Below are 20,116 nucleotides of genomic sequence, written 5' to 3'. Positions count from 1 at the left end.
ATATTAACCAAGCTAAACAAAAAAATAATTTATAAAGAAGATTTAATTACTCACAGTTTATATAGGGCAGCAAAGAATAATCAAATTCAAAATTCTATTATAATAGAATTTGCAAGAATTTATGGTTTTCAAATCGATTTCCAAAGAGACATAAAAAAAAATGATTCTTTTCAAATTTTATTTGAAATCTATGAAAATGATAAAGATGAAATAATTGAAACTGGTGAAATTCTATATGCAAATTTAAATATTAGCGGAATAAAAAATGAATTATATTTTTTTGATGATGAAAAAAATAAAGGACATTATGATCCAAATGGTAAAAGTATACAAAAAGCACTTATGAAAACTCCAATAAATGGAGCTAGACTTTCTTCATCTTTTGGAATGAGAAAACATCCAATCGATGGATTTAATAAAATGCATAGAGGAACTGATTTTGCTGCTCCTTCAGGGACTCCAATAATGGCTTCAGGTGATGGAATTATTACAAAAGTTGGCTGGTGCGGTGGAGGAGGTAATTGTGTAAAAATTAAACATAATAAAACTTATCAAACTATATATGCTCATATGTCAAAATTTTCAGGATTAGCAAAAAAAGGGAATAGAGTAAAACAGGGTCAGATAATTGGTTTTGTAGGCTCTACAGGAAAATCAACTGGACCACATTTACATTATGAAGTTATTGAAAATGGAAAAAGAATAAACTCGCAAACACTTAAGCTTCCATCTGGAAAAATTTTGAAAGGTAAATTAAGAAAAGTATTTGAAACTCAAAAGATTAAATTAGATGTAGTTAAATCTGAAATTATACTTGGTTTATAGAATTATAACTTAAGTTTTTTAATTTCTTTCTATTATTTATCACTTTTATCTTTTTCACTACTGTCATTTAGATTTTCTTCACTATTATCATTCGTTATAATCTTTATCTTATTATCATTAGAAATTTGATTATCTTTTTTTATAATTTGCTGATCGTTAATAATCCTTAAAAAATGATCAGCATGTTGATAATAGTTTTCTGAAAGAATTTTATCTCCACTTGATAGAGCTTCTCTTGCTAAGTTATTGTATTTTTCAATTAATTTAGCGGCATTGTGATTATTTCTATTAGGATTTTTTCTTTTAAAATTTTCATTATTATTAAAAGAATTATTAAATTTAGGTCGCTCTGCACTTGATTTGAAGACTCTATCATTTCTTCTAAAGTTGTTTCTTTTGCTATTATTTCTAAAAGTAACCATTTTTTTAATTAATTTTAATACTTACTATGCATCTATCTTTTCTTGCATAGTCTCTAACATGTCTTTTAATATAAAATCCTTTGTTTTTTAAAAATCTAGAAACACCAAATTTTTGATCGTAACCTATCTCCAAAATTAACTTTCCATTTATTTTTAATAATTTTGAAGCTTTATTAATTACTTTTTTAATTTGTAACAAACCATCATGGCCTCCATCTAATGCTAGATTTGGCTCATAATATCCAACATCCTTATCTAAATTTTTTAAATCAAAACGACTTATATAAGGAGGATTTGAAACAATTACATCATATTTTCCATGATAAAATTTGTCAATATCTGAATTAAAGTATTTAACTCTTTTTTTTAAGTTGAGTCTTTTAGTGTTAATTTTGCATATTTGTAACGCATTTTTACTTATATCAATCCCTGTTCCAATAAATTTTTTTTTCTCTTTTAATACGGAAAGCAGTAAACATCCAGAGCCAACTCCAATATCTAAAATTTTTCCAAATTTTTTGTTTCTTAATTCCTTTAATGTCTCTTCCACTAATATCTCAGTGTCGGGTCTAGGAATTAAAACCTTATCATTTATAAAGAATTCATCTTTCCAAAAATTTTTGAAATTTATTATTTGTGCTATCGGTTTTTTATATGATCTTAATTTGATCAGGCTCATATATTTACTGTAAGTATCTGTTTCAACAGTTTTATTCGAGTTTAAAATTATGTTTTCTCTTTTTTTTTTTAAGATATGACTAAGTAAAATTTCTGTATCAATTTTATAGGATTTAATATTATTCTTTTTCAAAAATTGATAACCATTTTTTAGTGCAGTATCAATTATCATCAAATTTATAGCCTATTCAAACTTTCTTCTTGGGCTTGTAATGTTAATGTTTCTATCATTTCATCAAAAGCCTCTCCCTCTAAAAATTCCTCTAATTTATGTAAAGTAAGATTAATTCTATGATCTGTTACTCTTCCTTGTGGAAAATTATAAGTTCTAATTCTCTCAGATCTATCACCTGTGCCTATCTTAGTTTTTCTATCTTTAGATCTCTCTTGATCTATTCTTGATCTTTCCAATTCATAAATTCTAGATCTTAAAATTTTCATTCCTTTAGCTTTATTTTTATGTTGAGATTTTTCATCTTGTTGAGAAACAGAAATTCCTGTGGGGATATGAGTAATTCTTACTGCGCTATCAGTTGTATTGACTGATTGACCTCCTGGACCACCGGCTCTAAAAACATCAATTCTGAGATCTGAATCATTTATCTTTACATCTACTTCTTCTGCTTCAGGTAATACCGCTACTGTTGCTGCGGATGTATGAACTCTTCCTTGAGTTTCTGTATCTGGAACTCTTTGAACTCTATGAACACCACTTTCGTACTTTAATGTCGAATAAATATTACTCCCTCTTATTGATGCTATCACTTCTTTTAAACCACCAGCTTCACTTTTTGATATTGAGATCAATTCCAAGTTCCATTTTTTTTTATTACAAACTTTTTCGTACATTTTAAAAAGATCGCCAGCAAATAAGCTTGCTTCTAACCCTCCTGTGCCTGCTCTGATTTCAATGATTGCATTTTTTTTATCAGCTTCATCCTTGGGTAATAAAAAGAATTTTAATTTTTTTTCAGATTTATCATGATTTAGTTGTAATTCGTCTAATTCTTGTTTAGCCATAGATTTAATTTCATTATCACTTTCTTTATCATTTATAATTTTTTCTAAATCTATTTTCTCATTTTCAAAAGATATATAGCTCTTTGCATCATCGATTATTTCGTTTAAGTCAGAATATTCCTTTGATTTTTCAGCAAACAATTTTTTGTCAAGATTGCCTGAGGATAGTTCTTTTTCTAAATTAGAATGTTTATAGATAAGATCATCAATATTTTTTTTTGGTATCATGTGTTATTTATTTTTTATTTCTGATCTCTGAAGCTTTCTCTTCAACTTTATCTATAATTTTAGATATAATATCTTCTGAAATAACTTTTTCTGATTGGACACCGGATAAATAAAGCATGTTATTACCTTTTCCACCACCAGTTATCCCAACGTCTGTCATAGCGGCCTCTCCAGGTCCATTCACAACACAACCAATAACTGATAACGTTACGGGCTCTTTAATATGTGATAATTTTTCTTCTAGAATCTTTACTGTATCAATAACTTTAAAGGCTTGCCTAGCACATGATGGGCAAGATATAATTTTAACTCCTCTATTTCTTAAATTTAAAGATTTCAAAATTTCGTTACCAATTTTAACTTCTTCTACGGGATCATCTGATAATGATACTCTAATAGTATCACCAATTCCGGCTAATAATAATTTACCCATTCCAATAGAAGATTTAATGCTTCCTGATATAAACCCTCCTGCTTCGGTAATACCTAAATGTAAAGGATATTCGGTCTTTTCTGATAACTGTTTATAAGCTGAAATGGACAGAAAAATATCTGAGGATTTGACACTAATCTTTAAATTATTAAAATCTTGATCTTCTAGTATCCTTACGTTTCTTAAAGCACTTTCTACAAGTGCTTCAGGACATGGTTCTTTGTATTTTTCTAAGATATCTTTTTCTAAAGAACCAGCATTAACTCCTACTCTAATAGAACAATTATTTGCAACTGCAGCACTTACAACATCCTTAATCTTTTTTTCATCTCCAATATTACCAGGATTAATTCGTAAACAATCTGCTCCGTTTTCTGCTGCTTCAATTGCTCTTTGGTAATGAAAATGAATATCTGCCACAAGTGGTATCTCAATTTCTTTTTTGATAATTTTCAATGCTTCTGTTGACTCTTTGTCTGGACAAGAAACTCTAATAATATCAGCGCCTGCTTCTTGTATTTTATGAATTTGTTTTATTGTAGAAATTGGATCAGAGGTTAATGTGTTCGTCATAGTTTGAACTGAGATTGGATTTCCACCACCTATCTTTACATTGCCGACATTGATAGTTTTAGTTTTTCTTCTTCTAATTTCTCTGAATGGTCGAATATTCATTAAAAATCAATCTAAGTTAAATTCTTTATGCAAACAAGCAATAGCTTTTTTTACATCTTTGTTGGAAATTAATACTGATATTTTGATTTCAGATGTGGAAATGACCATAATATTAATCTTTTTTTGAGCTAATGATTTAAACATTCTATATGTTATGCCAGGTGTTGTAATCATTCCAACACCAATAATTGATATTTTTGATAAGTTTTTATCAAATGCTAATTTTTTAAATTGAATTTTTTTATTATTCCTAATTAATTTTTCTGATTTTTTTAAATCATCAGCTTTTATAGTGAATGTAATATCAGTTTCTTTCTTATTTAATGAAATATTTTGTACAACCATATCTACATTAATTGAGTTATCGGATAATGGTTTAAATATTGCAGCAGCAACACCTGGTTTATCTTTTACACCAACAATCGTTATTTTGGCATCATCCTTTGTAGAAGAAATTCCAGTTATTATTTGATCACTGAATGATTTTTTGCTTCCAGTTATTAATGTTCCATTTTTTTTAACAAAAGAAGATTTTACTGTTATATCAATCTTATTTAATTTAGCATCTTGTACAGAAGTTGGTTGCATAACTTTTGAACCTAATGAAGACATTTCCAGCATCTCATCGTAAAAAATTTTTTTTATTTTTTTTGCTTTCTTGTGCATTCTTGGATCTGTAGTATAAACTCCGTCTACATCTGTATAAATTATACATTCGTCTGCATTTAAAAATTTTGCTAACATTATTGCTGATGCATCAGAACCACTTCTGCCAATTGTTGTTATTCTAAAATTTGAATTAATTCCTTGGAAACCAGCTACTATTGGAATGCCACCTTCTTTCATATACTTTTTTATATTTTTTGTATTAATATTTGAAATTCTTGAATTTGAATAATTTCCCTCTGTTAAAATTGGAAGTTGCCATGATAGCCATGATCTCGAGTTGTATCCTAAAGATTTTAAATTTCCTGCGATTAATGCACAAGCAACCTGTTCACCAGTTGATAATAAAGTGTCATATTCAGCATGATCAAAATTATTACAAATAGACTTTGATTTTTTTATCAATTCATTAGTAACACCACTCATAGCTGAGGAAATTACAGCAATTCTAGTGTTTTTAGATTTATGGGATAAGATTATTTTACTTACAATCTTTATCCTTTCAATAGAACCTACGGAAGTTCCTCCAAATTTAAGAACTATTGTTTTAGATTTCATTGATAATTATTATTAAATTTTAAATTATTTGATAAAATACATCTAATTTATTATGTCAACTATTTATAATACATGAATACTGTAAATAAAAAAGAGATAGAAAAATTTTCCAAGATGGCTGAGGAGTGGTGGGATGTTGATGGAAAATTTAGACCTCTACATAAGTTTAATCCAATAAGAATTAAGTATATTAAAGAAAGTGTCATTGAAAATTTCAAATTAGAACACAATGAAAAACTTCCTCTTAAGGGAATTAATCTATTAGACATTGGTTGTGGAGGAGGATTATTATCTGAGCCAATGAGTAGACTTGGAGCAAATGTTACAGGTATTGATGCTTCAAAAAAAAATATAGAAATAGCAAAAATTCATGCCAAAAAAAACAATCTAAATATTAATTATATTTGCACTTCACCTGAAAAAATTGAAAAAAAAAATTTTGACGTTATCCTGAACATGGAAATTGTTGAACATGTAGATAATGTAGATTTGTTTTTAGAATCATCTTCAAATCTTTTAAAAAAAAACGGTCTCATGTTTGTAGCTACTATTAATAAAACATTAAAATCATATTTATTTGCAATCATTGGAGCTGAATATATTTTAAGATGGCTTCCTATCGGAACACATGAGTGGGAAAAATTTATAAAACCAGAAGATTTGAAAGAAACTTTATCTAAATTTGAAATGAAAATGATAAAAACTGATGGAGTAAAATTTAATCCTTTATTTGATAAATGGAGTTTGAGTAAAGATACATCTATTAACTATATTTCAAAATTTACTAAAAATTAATTTTCTTTATCTTCAAACCAAGGTAATGCTTGTGTTTCAATTCCTTCCTCAGATAAATCTTTAATATCATCTTGCGATGCTTTTCCATAAATTCCTTTCTTTCTCTTTTTGCCTCCATAGTGAATAGACCTTGCTTCATAGGCAAAATTATCACCTACATAATCTAAATTTTTTTCAACAAATTTTTTATATTCTTTTAATTTATTCTTAATCTCTAATATTTTTTTGTTTTCTTGAATATCCAGTTTATTTTTTTTTGAAGATAAATTTGGTGCCATCAATGATTTCTCCACACTATTTGATCCACATTCAATACAACAAAGTAAATTTTTATTTTTTAATCTTTCATATTCTTTTGATGAAGCAAACCAGCTATCGAATTCTATTTTACATTTTTGGCAATTTAATTGATATTTGATCATATTAATTAAATAGTTAAATATTGAATTTTTTCAAGATAGGTTAACTCCTATAATCGGCATTAATCTCAACATATTTTTTTGTAAAATCCATTGTGTAAACAGTGAAATTTTTTTTACCTGTTATTATATCTACGTGAATATCTAGTGAATAATTTTTCATATATTCTTTAAGAAGATTTTCATCATATTTTTCGTTTAACTTTCCATTCACGATTATTTTATTATTTCCAAATCTCAAAGATAATTTTGAAGGATCAAAATCAACATCAGATTTTCCTATTGCCATAATAACTCTACCCCAATTAGGATCTTCTCCAGCAAATGCTGTTTTTACTAAGGCTGAGTTTGAAATTGAAAAGGCAATTTTTTTTGCATCACTTTCTGACAAACAATTATTTACATTAATAGTTATAAACTTTGATGCACCCTCTCCATCTGCAACTACTCTTTTCGCTAGATTTAACAAGACCTCATTTAAACTTTTATCAAATTCAATTAATTTTTTGTCATTTATGCTATTAATTTTTGTATTTGATGCTTTATTAGTTGAAAAAATAGTCACCATATCATTTGTGCTGGTATCACCATCACAGCTAATTGCATTAAAAGTATTAGAAATATTTTTAATTAAAAGTTTTTTTAAAATTTCATTTGAAATTTTAGCATCTGTGAAAACATAACATAGTGTCGTTGCCATATTTGGTTGTATCATTCCAGAACCTTTGGCAATTCCATAAATCTTTACTTTTGTGCTACCTATATTACACTCTGCCATTGCTAATTTTGGTTTTGTATCTGTAGTCATTATGCCTAGTGCTGCTTTTGTCCATATGTATTTATTTTGTGTATATTTGATTTGATTTATTAAATCTGGAATTTTGTTCTTTATTTTTTCTAGTGGGAAGACCTCCCCTATTGTTCCTGTGCATCCAAATAAAATTTGACTTGGTGTAATTAGATCTGGATTATTATCATCTTCTTTTTGTTTTTGACTAAGTTCTGATGAAATAAGCTCAGCTAACTTCTGCATGCTCTGATAACCTTTTAAACCAGTAAAAGCGTTAGCATTTCTTGTATTGATCAAAAGTGAAAATACTTTTTCATTTTTTTGATTAATATTCCATTTAATATTTTCTGAAACTATTTTTGACTGAGTATAAACCGTGGCATAATTCGCACCGTCTCTGAAATAAAACATTACTAAATCATCTCGAGTGTTATTATATAAATTTGCTGAGACAGTGGAAATTGCTACACCATCAATATGATCAAGATTTTGATAATCACCCATCTTTGACTTAGTTTTTTGCGAAGTAAACAGGTTTTTAAAATTTATTCCCATTGTATTTAAATTATAAATTTAATATTTATATTAGTGTTTATTAATTAATATTAAATCAAAAACTAATGCTAAATCCTTTAAAAATAATATCAAAACTCTTTAAATCTGAAAATCAAAAAGAATTAGATAGAATTTCAGTTATTGTTAAAAAGATAAATAATCTTGAGGAAGAAATTAAAAAGCTGAGAGATGAAGAATTCCCTCTCAAAACAGAGGAATTAAAAAAAAAAATTAATAATGGTCAAAATTTAGATGAAATACTCCCTGAAGCTTTTGCATTAGTCAGAGAAGCATCAAAAAGAACACGAAATGAAAGACATTTTGATGTTCAAATAATTGGTGGGGTTGTGCTTCATGAAGGAAAAATTTCAGAAATGAGAACAGGTGAGGGAAAAACTCTCACAATAACACTCGCTGCTTATTTGAATGCTCTAAGCGGTAAAGGAGTTCATATCGTAACTGTAAATGATTATTTAGCCAAAAGAGACTCTATTGAAATGGGATTGGTTTACAATTTTTTGGGTATTACTTCAGGTTATATAAATAATGATCAAAATGATTTGGAAAGAAAAAAAAATTACAATTGTGATATAACTTATGCAACTAACAGCGAACTAGGATTTGATTATCTTAGAGATAATATGAAATTTTCAACAGAGGAAATGGTTCAAAGAGAACATAATTTTGCAATTGTTGATGAAATTGATTCTTGTTTAATTGATGAAGCAAGAACACCACTCATAATATCAGGCGCTGCTGAGGATAGAACAAATCAATACTTGGCAATTGATAGACTGGTTAAACAATTAAAAAAAGAGGATTATGATATTGATGAAAAAGATAAAAATATACTATTAACAAATACTGGTATTACTAATGTAGAAAAATTATTTTCTGATGCTGGAATATTAAAAAATAATAATTTTTACGATCCAGCTAATTTGACATTAGTTCATCATGTGAATCAAGCTTTAAGAGCAAATCATTTATTTGAAAAAGGAAAAGATTATATTGTAAAAGATGGAACTTTAAAAATCATTGATGAGCTTACAGGTAGAATCTTAGAGGGAAGAAGATATGGTGACGGGTTACATCAAGCACTAGAAGCGAAAGAAAAAATTGACATTCAAGCGGAAAATCAAACATTAGCATCAATTACTTATCAAAATTATTTTAAACTCTATTCAAAAATATCTGGTTGTACAGGAACTGCTGCCACAGAAGCTCAAGAGTTTTTTGAAATTTATGAATTAAATGTTGTTGTTATACCAACAAACAAACCAATGATAAGAAAAGACTACAATGATCAAATATTTAGAACTGAAAAAGAAAAAAATATTGCAATTATAAATCAAATCAAGGAGTGTTATGAGAATGGTCAGCCTCAATTAGTTTTTACATCGAGTATAAATAAATCTGAAATTTATTCAGATTTACTTAAGAAAGAAAAAATTAAACATGTTGTTTTAAATGCTAAAAATCATGCTAATGAAGCTGAAATCATCGCAAATGCTGGAAAAGAAAAATCAGTTATCATTACTACAAGTATATCTGGGAGAGGTGTTGATATTCAATTAGGTGGAAAAAAAGAACCTGATATGAGTCAAAGTCTAGACGCTGAAAAAGAGAGAGTTAAAAAACTTGGAGGACTATTTGTAATCGGTACTGAACGAATGGAATCTCGAAGAGTTGACAATCAAGCCAGAGGTAGATCAGGTAGACAAGGTGATGAAGGATGTTCAATTTTTTTTGTAAGTTTAGAAGATGATTTAATGAGAATTTTTGGTTCAGAATCTATGAATAATATCTTAGAAAAACTTGGTTTAAAAGATGGTGAAAGTATTGATCATCCATGGATAAATAAAGCTCTAGAAAGAGCTCAACAAAAAGTTGAGGCAAGGAATTTTGATATAAGGAAAACTTTAATTAAATTTGATAATGTGCTTAATGATCAAAGACATGTAATTTTTTCTCAAAGAAAAGATGCAATGAACTCAGATAATATTTTTGAGTATTCAAATGACTTCCTAAATGAAATTATTAATGAATGCATAAGACTTAAGTTCAAGAAAAAAATAGATGTAAAGAACTCAGAATTTGAGAATAAAATAAAAGGATTGTTCGGAAAAAATATTAATAATGAAAAACTTAAAGAAATTGCATTAAAATCAGATGAGGATTTAAAAAAAGAGATCACTAATCAATTTAATTTATCTAGAAATGATCGAATTAAAGAAATTGGAGAAAATCAAGCAAAAGAGATTGAAAAAAGGATCTTTTTACAATCTATTGATATCAATTGGAAATCACACATACAATATCTTGAACAACTTAGACAAGTAATTGGACTTAGATCGTACGGGCAAAGAGATCCATTGGTTGAATATAAAAAAGAAGCATTTGAATTATTTGAAGCTTTACTAGATAAACTCAAAGTAGATTTTGTTACTCTACTTTTAAATTTGAAAGTCATTAAACAAGTTCAAGAAAAAACAAACTTTGCTCAAAATATTTCTGATGATCCAAAATGTTTGCTAATGCAAAAAAAAGGAGAAAAAATATCTCGAAATGATAGATGTGAAGCCACTGGGAAAAAATATAAAAATTGTTGTGGTGCTTTATAATAAGTGAGCTAGGGTTGCTAAAATCGATATAACTACTAAACCTAAAATAATTTGTTGTTTTTTAGAATTTTTAAAATTTGAAATCATTGAAACTAAGTTTTTATCATTTTTATTTAAACTACTTAATTCGCTAACGTCACTCATGAATCCTTTTTCTCTACCAATTTTTAAAAATTTAGATTTTCTGTGATCTAAAATTTGCTCTGATGACATTTCGCTAAAAAAACTAAGATTTGTTTTGATACTTTCGGAAACATTCTCTAAAATTTTTTCCCTATCTCTGTGTGCTCCTCCAATAGGTTCTGGGATTATCTCATCAATAACTTTTAGTTCTAATAAATCTCTTGCAGACAATTTCATTGCTTTTGCAGCATCCAACATTTTTTTTGGATCTCTCCACAAAATTGTTGCACACCCCTCAGGTGAAATAACTGAGTAAATTGCATTTTCTAACATCACAACTTTACTTGAAGATGCTAGCGCGATAGCACCACCTGATCCCCCTTCTCCAATTACAATCGAAATGGTTGGCACAGTTAGTTTCATGCAACATTCAATTGATTTAGCAATAGCTTCGGCTTGTCCTCTTTCTTCAGCTCCAACTCCTGGATAAGCGCCCGGTGTATCAATGAATGAAATTATTGGGATATTAAATCTATTTGCCAGCTCCATGAGTCTAATAGTTTTTCTGTATCCTTCTGGACGCATCATTCCAAAATTTCTCTCTATTCTACTTTCTAAGTTGTCCCCTTTTTCTTGACCTATAACTAGAACTGAGGCTCCATTAAATTTTGCAAAACCTGCTAGAACTGATTTATCTTCTCCATAATATCTATCTCCTGATAAGGGTATGAAATCCTGAAATAAATTATCTATAAAATATTTTGATTTAGGTCGATCTTCATGACGCGCAACCAAAGTTGTTTGCCATGGATCTAAATTTGAATAAATTTCTTTCAATTTTGAATTCAATTCATTTTGAGTATCAGCAATTTTAGGAGTATCTACTTGAGATATACCGTCTTCTTTATTGTATGGATCTTTAAGTTTATCTAATTCTACTTCTAGATTTTTTATATCTGTTTCAAAACTTAAATAATTTTTCATAAATAATGCGAATATAGTCACATAATATCAAAAAAAGGCAACAAAATGATTGAATTAGCTAATTCTCATCTTATATCACATCTAATATCATGACTAATACATACAAAAATATTGGAAATTTAAAAGTCTCAGAAATTTTAGCTGAGTTTGTAAATAAAGAACTTTTAGAAGGAACAAATCTTAAGCCTGAAAAATTTTGGGAGGGGTTTGATAAAGTCATACATGAGTTGGCGCCTAAGAACAAAGATCTTATCAATATAAGAAAAGACATTCAAAATAAAATTAATGACTGGCACAAAGCAAATAAAGGAAATGAAATAGATTTAGAAAATTATAAAAAATTTCTTAAAGATATAGGATACTTGAAAGAAGAAGGGCCTGACTTTAAAATTGAAACCAAAAATGTTGATCAAGAAATCACATCTGTAGCTGGGCCTCAACTTGTTGTTCCAATAATGAACGCAAGATATGCTCTAAATGCTGCTAACGCTCGATGGATGAGTTTATACGACTCTTTGTATGGAACTGATGTAATTGAAGAATCAGAAGATAGTACTTCACAAAGATATGATCCTGAAAGAGGAGAGCTTGTAATTAAATATGGAAGAGAATTTTTAGATAAATATTTCCCCTTAAATGATTTTAGTTGGAAAAAAATTACTGGTACAGCGATTCAAAATGGTGAATTGAAAGTTCTAAAGGGTATTGATATTACAACATTAAAAGATACAAATAAGTTTATAGGTCACCGTGGAGAGGCAGACAATCCTTCAGCAATAATTCTCAAAAATAATAATCTTCATATTGAAATATTAAAAAATCCAAGAGCGTTTAGTGCGCAACAAGATCATGCTGGTATAAGTGATATTATTTTAGAATCAGCTATTTCTACTATCTGTGATAACGAAGATAGTGTTGCTGCAGTTGATGCTGAAGATAAAGTTCTTTGTTATAGAAATTGGTTAGGTTTAATGAAGGGTAATCTAGTTAGTCGGTTTGAGAAAGAAGGTAAAACATTAGAGAGAAAATTAAACCCTAACAGAAGTTATATTTCAAAAGATGGTAAAGGGTTAAAGCTTCATGGAAGAAGTTTGTTGCTTGTAAGAAATGTTGGACATTTAATGACCAATCCATCAATTTTATTAAAAGATGGACGTGAAATTCCAGAAGGCTTAATGGATGCATTCATCACTACAGCTGCAGCCCTTCATGATTTTAAAAGAAAAGGTAATTCTAGAACTGGTTCAATTTATATTGTTAAACCAAAAATGCATGGACCAGATGAAACTGCTTTTACAGATGAAATTTTCACAAAAGTTGAAGAAGTGTTAGGTCTAGAAAAGTATACTTGTAAAATTGGAATTATGGATGAAGAAAGAAGGACATCATCTAACCTTAAAGAGTGTATTAGATCTTTAAAAAATAGAGTCTTCTTTATTAATACTGGTTTCTTAGACCGTACAGGTGATGAGATGCATACATCTATGGAAGCTGGTCCAATGATTAAAAAAGGAGACATGAAATCTTCTAAGTGGATACAAGCCTATGAAAATAATAACGTTGATATTGGATTGTCCTGTGGATTTTCTGGTAAAGCACAAATAGGAAAAGGTATGTGGGCAATGCCAGATAAGATGAAAGATATGCTAGAACAAAAAACTGGTCATCTTAAAGCAGGAGCAAATTGTGCATGGGTTCCTTCGCCTACGGCTGCAGCAATTCATGCTCTTCATTATCATGAGATTGATATATTTAATGTTCAAAAAGAATTAACAAAAAGACAAAAAGCTAAACTTGATGATTTATTGACAATTCCAGTTGCTGATAGACCAAACTGGTCTGTAGATGAAATAAATCAGGAAATTTCCAATTCTGCTCAAACACTGTTAGGTTATGTAGTAAGATGGGTCGATCAAGGTGTTGGATGTTCAAAAGTTCCTGACATAAATAATATTGGTTTAATGGAAGATAGAGCAACATTAAGAATTTCTTCACAACACATTGCAAACTGGATACATCACGGAATAACCACAAAAATTCAAGTTACAGAAATAATGAAAGAAATGGCAAAAGTAGTTGATGAACAAAACAAAAACGATCCTAAGTATATTAAAATGAGTGAAAATTTTGACAATTCTATTGCCTTTAAAACTGCTTGTGATTTAATTTTTAAAGGCACTAAACAACCTTCAGGTTATACAGAACCTTTATTGCATCAAAATAGATTAGAAATTAAATCTAATCTGAACTAGTTTTTAAATCTGATCTGTATTTAAAAGCAGAATACAAAGTTCCATCATCTAAACTTTCTATCTCACCACCAACTGGTAATCCTTGTGCCAATTTTGTTATTTTTGCTGAAGTATTTTTCAAACTGTCTTGAATGTAATATGCTGTTGTTTGACCTTCAACAGTTGCACTAGTTGCAATAATTACCTCTTCAATTTTTTCTTTTTTTACTCTTTCAACTAATGAGTTTATTAATAAATCTTCTTTGTTTACACCTGCTGAAGAGATCGTTCCTCCAAGAATATGAAAATAACCTTTAAAAATATTTGAATTTTCAATTGACCATTTATCAGCGATATCTTCTACTACACAAATTTTATTAAATTTCTCTTTAAGATTTTCACAATTTAAACAACCTGTAATGTTTGATTTTAAAGATCCACATGACTGGCATCTAGTTACATTTTTATAAACCTGAGCAAGAGTATTTGCCATAGGCTTTACCAGTTCATCTTTATTATTTATTAGTTTTAAAACAATTCTTTTTGCAGATTTTGGACCTAATCCGGGTAATTTTGAAATCACTTTAATTAACTCTTCTATCTCATTAATATTTTGCATCTATTATAAAGGCCACTTAAATCCAGGAATATTGAAACCACCAGCTGCTTTGGAGATCTCTTCGTTCGTTTTTGATTTTAATTCAGATTTCGCATTGTTATGAGCTGCTACAATTAAATCTTCTATAATACCTTTATCTTCTTTCAAAATTTCATCTGATATTTCAATTTTACACATTTCACCTTCGCCATCTAAAATTACTTTAACTGCATTTGATCCTGAGAAACCCTCAACTTTTATATTTTTAATTTTCTCTTGGCTTTCTTTCATTTTCGCTTCTAGTTCTTTAGCTTTGTCTAGTATCTTTGTAAAATCTGTCATTATTATTTATCCTCACTTTTTTCTTTGATGTCTATAAGCTTAATGTCGGGAAACTTCTCTTTTAAATCTAAAAAAAATTTTGATTTTTGAATTGTTTCTATTTTTTGATTTTTTTCTTTTTTTAATTTTTCTTTTAAAGAAATTTCACCTGTGGCTTTGCTTAATGTAATTATCCAACGTTCACCTGTCCATTCTTGCAATTTGAATGTTAAATCCTTAATAAAGTTTTTGTCTAATTTTTCATTAAATGAAATTTCAATTCTTAATTTTTCAAACTTAACTAAATTTACATTATTTTCTAATTCGTATTTTAATTTTATTTCTTTGTTTTCATTACAAATTTTTATCAAATCATCAAACGAGGTTATTTTAAGAGTATTTATACTTTCTATTTTTGATGTTTCTTTCTTAGGCTCAGTTTCTTTATTTTGAGAAATATTTTTTATTTGATTGATTGTCTTGTTCGAATTCGAATTTCCATCACTTTTTATTTCTGGTAATTCTACTTTTTCACTGTTCTCAACTTTTAATTTGTTTTGTGTTTGAGGTTTGTTTTCTTTAACACCAGTTAAATAAATCAATCTTAACAAGAACATTTCAATAGTTAAGTTATGATTTGAAACAATATCAAGTTCTCCTAATGTTTTAATAGTAAATTGCCAAAAAAGAATTAAAGAACTGCTATCTAAATTTTCAGAAATTTTTTTGATTTCATTAAATTCGGCATCATTAAGTGCAAAGTTTGTACTTTCTACTGTTAATGAATCAATATTTTTAAAATAATATAAAAGTTCAAGAAAATCATTTATGAATACTTTTGGATCAACTCCTTGATCATAAATTTTTCTATATATATCTATTACTTTTGCTTCATTGCCTTCAAAAATAAATTTAAACAATTCAATTAATTTAGATTTATCAAAGAAGCCAAAAATTTGTTGTGCTTTTTCAAGAGACAATTCTTCATTTTCAGAATTTGATAACAAACCTCTATCTAACAAAGATAACGAATCTCTCACGGAACCCTCTGAAATTTTTACTATTAACTTAAGAGCATCATCAGAAATTAAACCATTCTCTTTTAAAGATATTTGTTTTAAAAAATCAAATAATTCTGAAGATTTAATTCTGGAAAGATCAAATCTTTGACATCTGGAAACAACGGTAATAGGAATTTTTTTAATTTCGGTTGTTGCAAAAATAAATTTTAGATATTCTGGTGGTTCTTCTAAAGTTTTTAATAATGCATTAAAAGCTTGTTTACTCAACATATGAACTTCATCAATGATGAAAATTTTATATTTAGCTGAAGTTGGTCCATATCTAGAAAATTCAATTAAATCTCTAACATCATCCACACCAGTTTTGCTAGCAGCATCCATTTCTAAAACATCAATATGATTAGAATTTGAAATAGCTTCACAATTTTCACACAGATTTTCTTTACAAATTTTTTCCACTCCATTGATACAATTTAAAGCCTTTGCAACAATTCTTGCTGTTGTTGTTTTTCCTACTCCTCTAATACCTGTAAATAAATATGCATTAGGTGTTTTATTTGAAAGAATTGAATTTTTAATTGTTTCAACCATTACCTCTTGGCCAATTAATTCATCAAAAGTTGATGGTCTATATTTTAAAGCTAAAACTTTATTATTTTTATTCATAAAATTACAAGGAGACTAGAACCTGAATAACTGTCTCTACGACTGCTTCCGTTAAGATCTGGTCGGGTTCAAGCAGCACCCACCTCTAGCCTCCAAAACTATTATAGCAGTAAATTTTTATTTTCTTCAAGAAAAGATTATTTTTTACTTCTTGTCTTAGAAGCTTCAAAAACACCTAGAACGTGAAAATCCTCACAATGTAAACCAAGTTCTTCTAAAGACTTTTGAACTTTGGTGTCTTCAATATGTCCATCTAAATCGCAAAGGAAGAAATAAGAATCAAATGAATTTTTTTCTGGATAACTTTGTAATTTCGTTAAGTTAACACCATTAATAGCAAACCCCCCTAATGATTGATATAACGCAGCCGGTTTACTTTTTAATTTAAATAAAAATGAAGTTATATATTTTTCTTCTTTAAATTCTGGTTGATAAATATTTTTACCCATCACCAAAAATCTTGTCAGGTTTCCTTTTTCATTTTCAATATTATTCTTTAATATTTTCAAGCCATAAGTTTCTGCACTTAAAACTGAAGCTATAGCAGCTTTACTTTTGTCTTTGAGACTTGAAACCATTTCTGCTGATCCAGCTGTGTCTGCTCTAACATGTTCAATCAAATTGTTTTTTTTTATAAAATTTGAGCATTGAGATAGCGCTTGAGCATGTGAGTAAACATCTTTAATATCCCTTAAATCAGAGTCTGGTGTTCCCAAAAGATTATGTTCTATTTTTTGAAAGTATTCAGCATAAATATTTAATCTGTATTTAAAAATTAAATATTCAATGCCAATATTTCCTGTAATCCTATTCGATTCTGGGACTACTATTCTAGAGTCTGGATCTGATGTTCCTTTTTCAAAACATTCATCAAATGTTTTACAGGGAATTACTTCTGCATCTTCATCGATATTTTTAGAAGCAATATGAGAATAAGCTCCATAAGTTCCTTGAAAATAAATTTTTTTCATATCAATTTTTATATTCCATTATTTTTTTTATAGCTAGATAATCTTCCATAGTATCAACCCCTATCGGACTATATTTTGCTAATGAAACATTTATATCAATTCCATTATCTAAAGCTCTTAATTGTTCTAGTCTATTTTTTTTTTCATTTTCAGTTTGAGGTAAATTAATAAACTTTTCTAAAGTGCTTACTGAATAACAGTAAATGCCTAAATGATGATAAACTTTATCTTCAAGATCAATCATTCTTTGAAATTTAACTGCTGTAGGAAAATTTTGAGTGTTAAGAATTTCATTGGTTTTTACTTTCACTACATTTTGATTTTTAAGATCATCTTGATTTTCAATTTTAGAAGCTAATGTACTAATGCTTGAATATTCATTGTGAGATTTAATATTCAAACTTTTTATATCCTCAATATTAATCATTGGCTCATCTCCCTGAATGTTCATCACAAAATCGATATCTTTTTGATTATATTTTTTGAGAGCTTGATATATTCTATCTGTGCCAGTTTTATGGTTATTATCGGTTAAAATCGCTTCACCCCCATTTTTCTTTACATCGTCTATTATTTCTTGATCTTCTGTAGCTACAATTACATCACCAATATCGGCTTCCACAGCTTTTTTATATACTGTAGAAATTATAGAAATATTATTTATTTTTAGAAGAGGTTTGCCAGGTAATCGTGTTGCTGACATTCTAGACGGTATTATTATAAGTGTTTTCATATTCTATGGATTATACAGAGGCAAAATTATCCAGTTAAAATAAGTTTATTTTTAAGATTATATGTTATACGTACTTTCAATATTATAAAATGGATTCATTCGAAATAAATAAAATTATCGCTGCTGTTTTGCTAGTTGCTCTTTTAGTAATTGGGATTGGTAAGGTTTCTAATATATTATTCTATGTAGAAAAACCAAAAACACCAGGTTACGCAGTTGAAGTTGAACAAGCATCTGGTAGCTTAATCACAACAACTGAAGTTGTTGAAAAAGTTGTGGATATTGCCGCTCTAATGGCATTAGGTGATGTTGCAAGTGGTGAAAAAATTTTCAAAAAATGTGCAGCTTGCCATTCAATTAATAAGGGTGGTAAACATAAAATTGGACCAGCTCTATATAACGTTGTTGGAAGAAAAGTTGGGGGAGTAGAAGATTACAAATATTCTAAAGCGCTAATAGCTTACGAAAAAGAATGGACATTTGAAGAATTAAATGGATTTTTGATAAAACCTGCAAAACATATTAAGGGAACTAAAATGGCTTATGCAGGTCTTAGAAAAGAAGCTGACAGAGCATCTGTCATAAAATACTTAAACGCTAACTCTGATAGTCCGTTACCACTACCTTAATTTTCCAAAACAAAACAGTAATATACTTTTTTGCACATGGACTCTATTGAGAGCTTGTAGCCATACTTGAGAGTTTTTACTTTGGAAAACTTTATTTTCAACTTCATTGCCTCTTGGAAGACAATGTAGAAATATACATTTTTTTTTTGCATATCTAAAAAGTGAACTGGTGATTTTATATTTTTTAAAGTCGTTTAATTTTTTTTTTACATTAACTTTATCATTGAGAGATATTACTTTATCAGAAAAGACAGCATCAGCATTTTTAATAGAAATTTTTGGGTCACTGTTCACTTTAATATTTTTATTTTGTTTTTGTGCCCAATTGAGAATAGCTTTATTTGGTGAGTAATTATTTGGACATCCAATATTTAAATTAAATTTAAATTTTACAGACGCAGCAATAAGACTATTCAAAACATTATTAGAGTCACCAATCCAACAAATATTTAACTTCGATATATTCTTTTTTGTTAATTCTTCGACAGTAAATATATCTGATAAAATTTGAGTAGGGTGAGAAGACGGGCTTAATCCATTAATTACAGGTATGTTTGAAAATTTTGCAAAGTTATCTATTTTTTTATCATCATCAGTTCTAAGCATAAAACCATCTCCATATGTAGATAAAATTTTTGCAGTATCCTCAAGACTTTCTCCACCTTGTCCAAGATGTAATTCATTTGATCTAAGGGTGATTGTTCCGCCTCCCAATTGTTTAATTGCTAAATTAAAGCTTAACCTTGTTCTTAAACTAGACTTTTCAAACATTTGAACTAATAATTTTCCTCTTAAAGGTGCATTTTTATCCACGTCTAAAGTATTAAGTTTTTTTCTTTGATTTTTTCTTTTTTTTGCGTCAATTAGAATTTTTCTTAAGTCTTTAGATGATATATCTTTAAGATGGATAAAATGTTTCATAAAAATCTAAAAAGTTTTACAAACTTTATCAAAAATTTTTATTGCCTGATCAATTTCTTTTTTACTCACATTTAATGGAGGTAAGACTCTTACAACATTTTCACCGGCTCTAATTGTTAATAATTTATTTTCCATTAATTTCTTTATAAATTTTGTTTGATCTACTCTCAATTTTACACCAATAAGATAACCTCTGCCTCTTATCTCATATATAATATTTGGATATTTA

Annotated in this window: 20 protein-coding genes; 5 read left to right on the top strand and 15 right to left on the bottom strand. The window is 28.3% G+C overall.

Annotated features, from left to right (window positions below):
• On the top strand, positions 1-825 hold an 825-nt coding region (locus ACTT9D_RS04975; RefSeq protein ID WP_440930700.1), incomplete at its 5' end, for a M23 family metallopeptidase.
• A gap of 32 nt (positions 826-857) precedes the next feature.
• Here ACTT9D_RS04975 and ACTT9D_RS04970 read toward each other — a convergent pair.
• Genes ACTT9D_RS04970 through ACTT9D_RS04950 form a run of 5 tightly spaced genes read right to left on the bottom strand, consistent with a single transcriptional unit; the run spans position 858 to position 5,505 of the window.
• Positions 858-1,247, bottom strand: a complete 390-nt coding sequence (locus ACTT9D_RS04970) for a DUF4167 domain-containing protein (protein ID WP_440930699.1) — start codon at positions 1,245-1,247, stop codon at positions 858-860.
• 4 nt (positions 1,248-1,251) lie between these two features.
• Complete coding sequence (gene prmC / locus ACTT9D_RS04965; protein ID WP_440930698.1) at positions 1,252-2,097, bottom strand: peptide chain release factor N(5)-glutamine methyltransferase; 846 nt, start codon at positions 2,095-2,097, stop codon at positions 1,252-1,254.
• A 5-nt stretch (positions 2,098-2,102) separates the two neighbouring features.
• Positions 2,103-3,173 carry a peptide chain release factor 1 gene (gene prfA / locus ACTT9D_RS04960; RefSeq protein WP_440930697.1) on the bottom strand — a complete coding sequence of 357 codons (1,071 nt, stop codon included), beginning with the start codon at positions 3,171-3,173 and terminating at the stop codon, positions 2,103-2,105.
• Between the two features lie 7 nt (positions 3,174-3,180).
• The gene (ispG, locus tag ACTT9D_RS04955) at positions 3,181-4,281 is read right to left on the bottom strand and encodes a flavodoxin-dependent (E)-4-hydroxy-3-methylbut-2-enyl-diphosphate synthase (RefSeq protein ID WP_440930696.1); all 1,101 of its coding nucleotides are present in this window, start codon (positions 4,279-4,281) and stop codon (positions 3,181-3,183) included.
• A gap of 6 nt (positions 4,282-4,287) precedes the next feature.
• A complete protein-coding gene (locus ACTT9D_RS04950) occupies positions 4,288-5,505 on the bottom strand; it encodes an aspartate kinase (protein WP_440930695.1) in 1,218 nt (405 codons plus the stop codon).
• 72 nt (positions 5,506-5,577) lie between these two features.
• Here ACTT9D_RS04950 and ubiG point away from each other — a divergent pair, with 72 nt between their 5' ends.
• Positions 5,578-6,300: a bifunctional 2-polyprenyl-6-hydroxyphenol methylase/3-demethylubiquinol 3-O-methyltransferase UbiG gene (gene ubiG, locus ACTT9D_RS04945; protein ID WP_440930694.1), complete on the top strand. Its 723-nt coding sequence runs from the start codon at positions 5,578-5,580 to the stop codon at positions 6,298-6,300.
• Here ubiG and ACTT9D_RS04940 read toward each other — a convergent pair.
• Together ACTT9D_RS04940 and argJ are read right to left on the bottom strand one after the other, a co-directional pair.
• Positions 6,297-6,722 carry a DUF1178 family protein gene (locus ACTT9D_RS04940; RefSeq protein ID WP_440930693.1) on the bottom strand — a complete coding sequence of 142 codons (426 nt, stop codon included), beginning with the start codon at positions 6,720-6,722 and terminating at the stop codon, positions 6,297-6,299. The genes ubiG and ACTT9D_RS04940 overlap by 4 nt on opposite strands.
• A gap of 40 nt (positions 6,723-6,762) precedes the next feature.
• Positions 6,763-8,064, bottom strand: coding sequence for a bifunctional glutamate N-acetyltransferase/amino-acid acetyltransferase ArgJ (argJ, locus tag ACTT9D_RS04935; protein ID WP_440930692.1), 1,302 nt, complete (start codon positions 8,062-8,064; stop codon positions 6,763-6,765).
• Between the two features lie 65 nt (positions 8,065-8,129).
• Between argJ and secA the strand changes: the two genes are divergently transcribed.
• Positions 8,130-10,688, top strand: coding sequence for a preprotein translocase subunit SecA (gene secA, locus ACTT9D_RS04930; RefSeq protein WP_440930691.1), 2,559 nt, complete (start codon positions 8,130-8,132; stop codon positions 10,686-10,688).
• Here secA and ACTT9D_RS04925 read toward each other — a convergent pair.
• Positions 10,683-11,795, bottom strand: a complete 1,113-nt coding sequence (locus ACTT9D_RS04925) for an acetyl-CoA carboxylase carboxyltransferase subunit alpha (protein ID WP_440930690.1) — start codon at positions 11,793-11,795, stop codon at positions 10,683-10,685. The two genes, secA and ACTT9D_RS04925, sit on opposite strands and share 6 nt — an antisense overlap.
• An 89-nt stretch (positions 11,796-11,884) precedes the next feature.
• On the opposite strand from ACTT9D_RS04925, the gene ACTT9D_RS04920 reads away from it, so the two are divergent.
• Complete coding sequence (locus ACTT9D_RS04920; protein ID WP_440930689.1) at positions 11,885-14,047, top strand: malate synthase G; 2,163 nt, start codon at positions 11,885-11,887, stop codon at positions 14,045-14,047.
• Here ACTT9D_RS04920 and recR read toward each other — a convergent pair.
• The 5 genes from recR to ACTT9D_RS04895 form a co-directional block, all read right to left on the bottom strand.
• Positions 14,034-14,645 carry a recombination mediator RecR gene (gene recR, locus ACTT9D_RS04915; protein ID WP_014953727.1) on the bottom strand — a complete coding sequence of 204 codons (612 nt, stop codon included), beginning with the start codon at positions 14,643-14,645 and terminating at the stop codon, positions 14,034-14,036. The two genes, ACTT9D_RS04920 and recR, sit on opposite strands and share 14 nt — an antisense overlap.
• A 3-nt stretch (positions 14,646-14,648) precedes the next feature.
• Entirely contained in the window at positions 14,649-14,966 is a 318-nt protein-coding gene (locus ACTT9D_RS04910; RefSeq protein WP_014953728.1) for a YbaB/EbfC family nucleoid-associated protein, read from the bottom strand.
• A 2-nt stretch (positions 14,967-14,968) separates the two neighbouring features.
• The gene (gene dnaX / locus ACTT9D_RS04905; RefSeq protein ID WP_440930688.1) at positions 14,969-16,633 is read right to left on the bottom strand and encodes a DNA polymerase III subunit gamma/tau; all 1,665 of its coding nucleotides are present in this window, start codon (positions 16,631-16,633) and stop codon (positions 14,969-14,971) included.
• Positions 16,634-16,770: 137 nt separating this feature from the next.
• On the bottom strand, positions 16,771-17,604 hold the full coding sequence (locus ACTT9D_RS04900; protein ID WP_440930687.1) for a prephenate dehydratase: 834 nt from the start codon (positions 17,602-17,604) through the stop codon (positions 16,771-16,773).
• A 1-nt stretch (position 17,605) separates the two neighbouring features.
• Positions 17,606-18,307: a 3-deoxy-manno-octulosonate cytidylyltransferase gene (locus ACTT9D_RS04895; protein ID WP_440930686.1), complete on the bottom strand. Its 702-nt coding sequence runs from the start codon at positions 18,305-18,307 to the stop codon at positions 17,606-17,608.
• Positions 18,308-18,426: 119 nt separating this feature from the next.
• On the opposite strand from ACTT9D_RS04895, the gene ACTT9D_RS04890 reads away from it, so the two are divergent.
• Positions 18,427-18,966 carry a c-type cytochrome gene (locus ACTT9D_RS04890; protein WP_440930685.1) on the top strand — a complete coding sequence of 180 codons (540 nt, stop codon included), beginning with the start codon at positions 18,427-18,429 and terminating at the stop codon, positions 18,964-18,966.
• On the opposite strand, the gene argF is transcribed toward ACTT9D_RS04890, so the two are convergent.
• Both argF and ACTT9D_RS04880 read right to left on the bottom strand, forming a co-directional pair.
• On the bottom strand, positions 18,958-19,887 hold the full coding sequence (gene argF, locus ACTT9D_RS04885) for an ornithine carbamoyltransferase (protein WP_440930684.1): 930 nt from the start codon (positions 19,885-19,887) through the stop codon (positions 18,958-18,960). The two genes, ACTT9D_RS04890 and argF, sit on opposite strands and share 9 nt — an antisense overlap.
• 6 nt (positions 19,888-19,893) lie before the next feature.
• Positions 19,894-20,116, bottom strand: a 223-nt coding sequence (locus tag ACTT9D_RS04880) for an aminotransferase class III-fold pyridoxal phosphate-dependent enzyme (RefSeq protein WP_440930683.1), incomplete at its 5' end; no start/stop codon positions are given.

The sequence above is a fragment of the Candidatus Pelagibacter sp. genome, assembly GCF_052049815.1.
GTDB lineage: Bacteria > Pseudomonadota > Alphaproteobacteria > Pelagibacterales > Pelagibacteraceae > Pelagibacter.
Note: the sequence above shows the minus strand (reverse complement) of the source record. Positions and strands in the feature narration are given on the sequence as shown.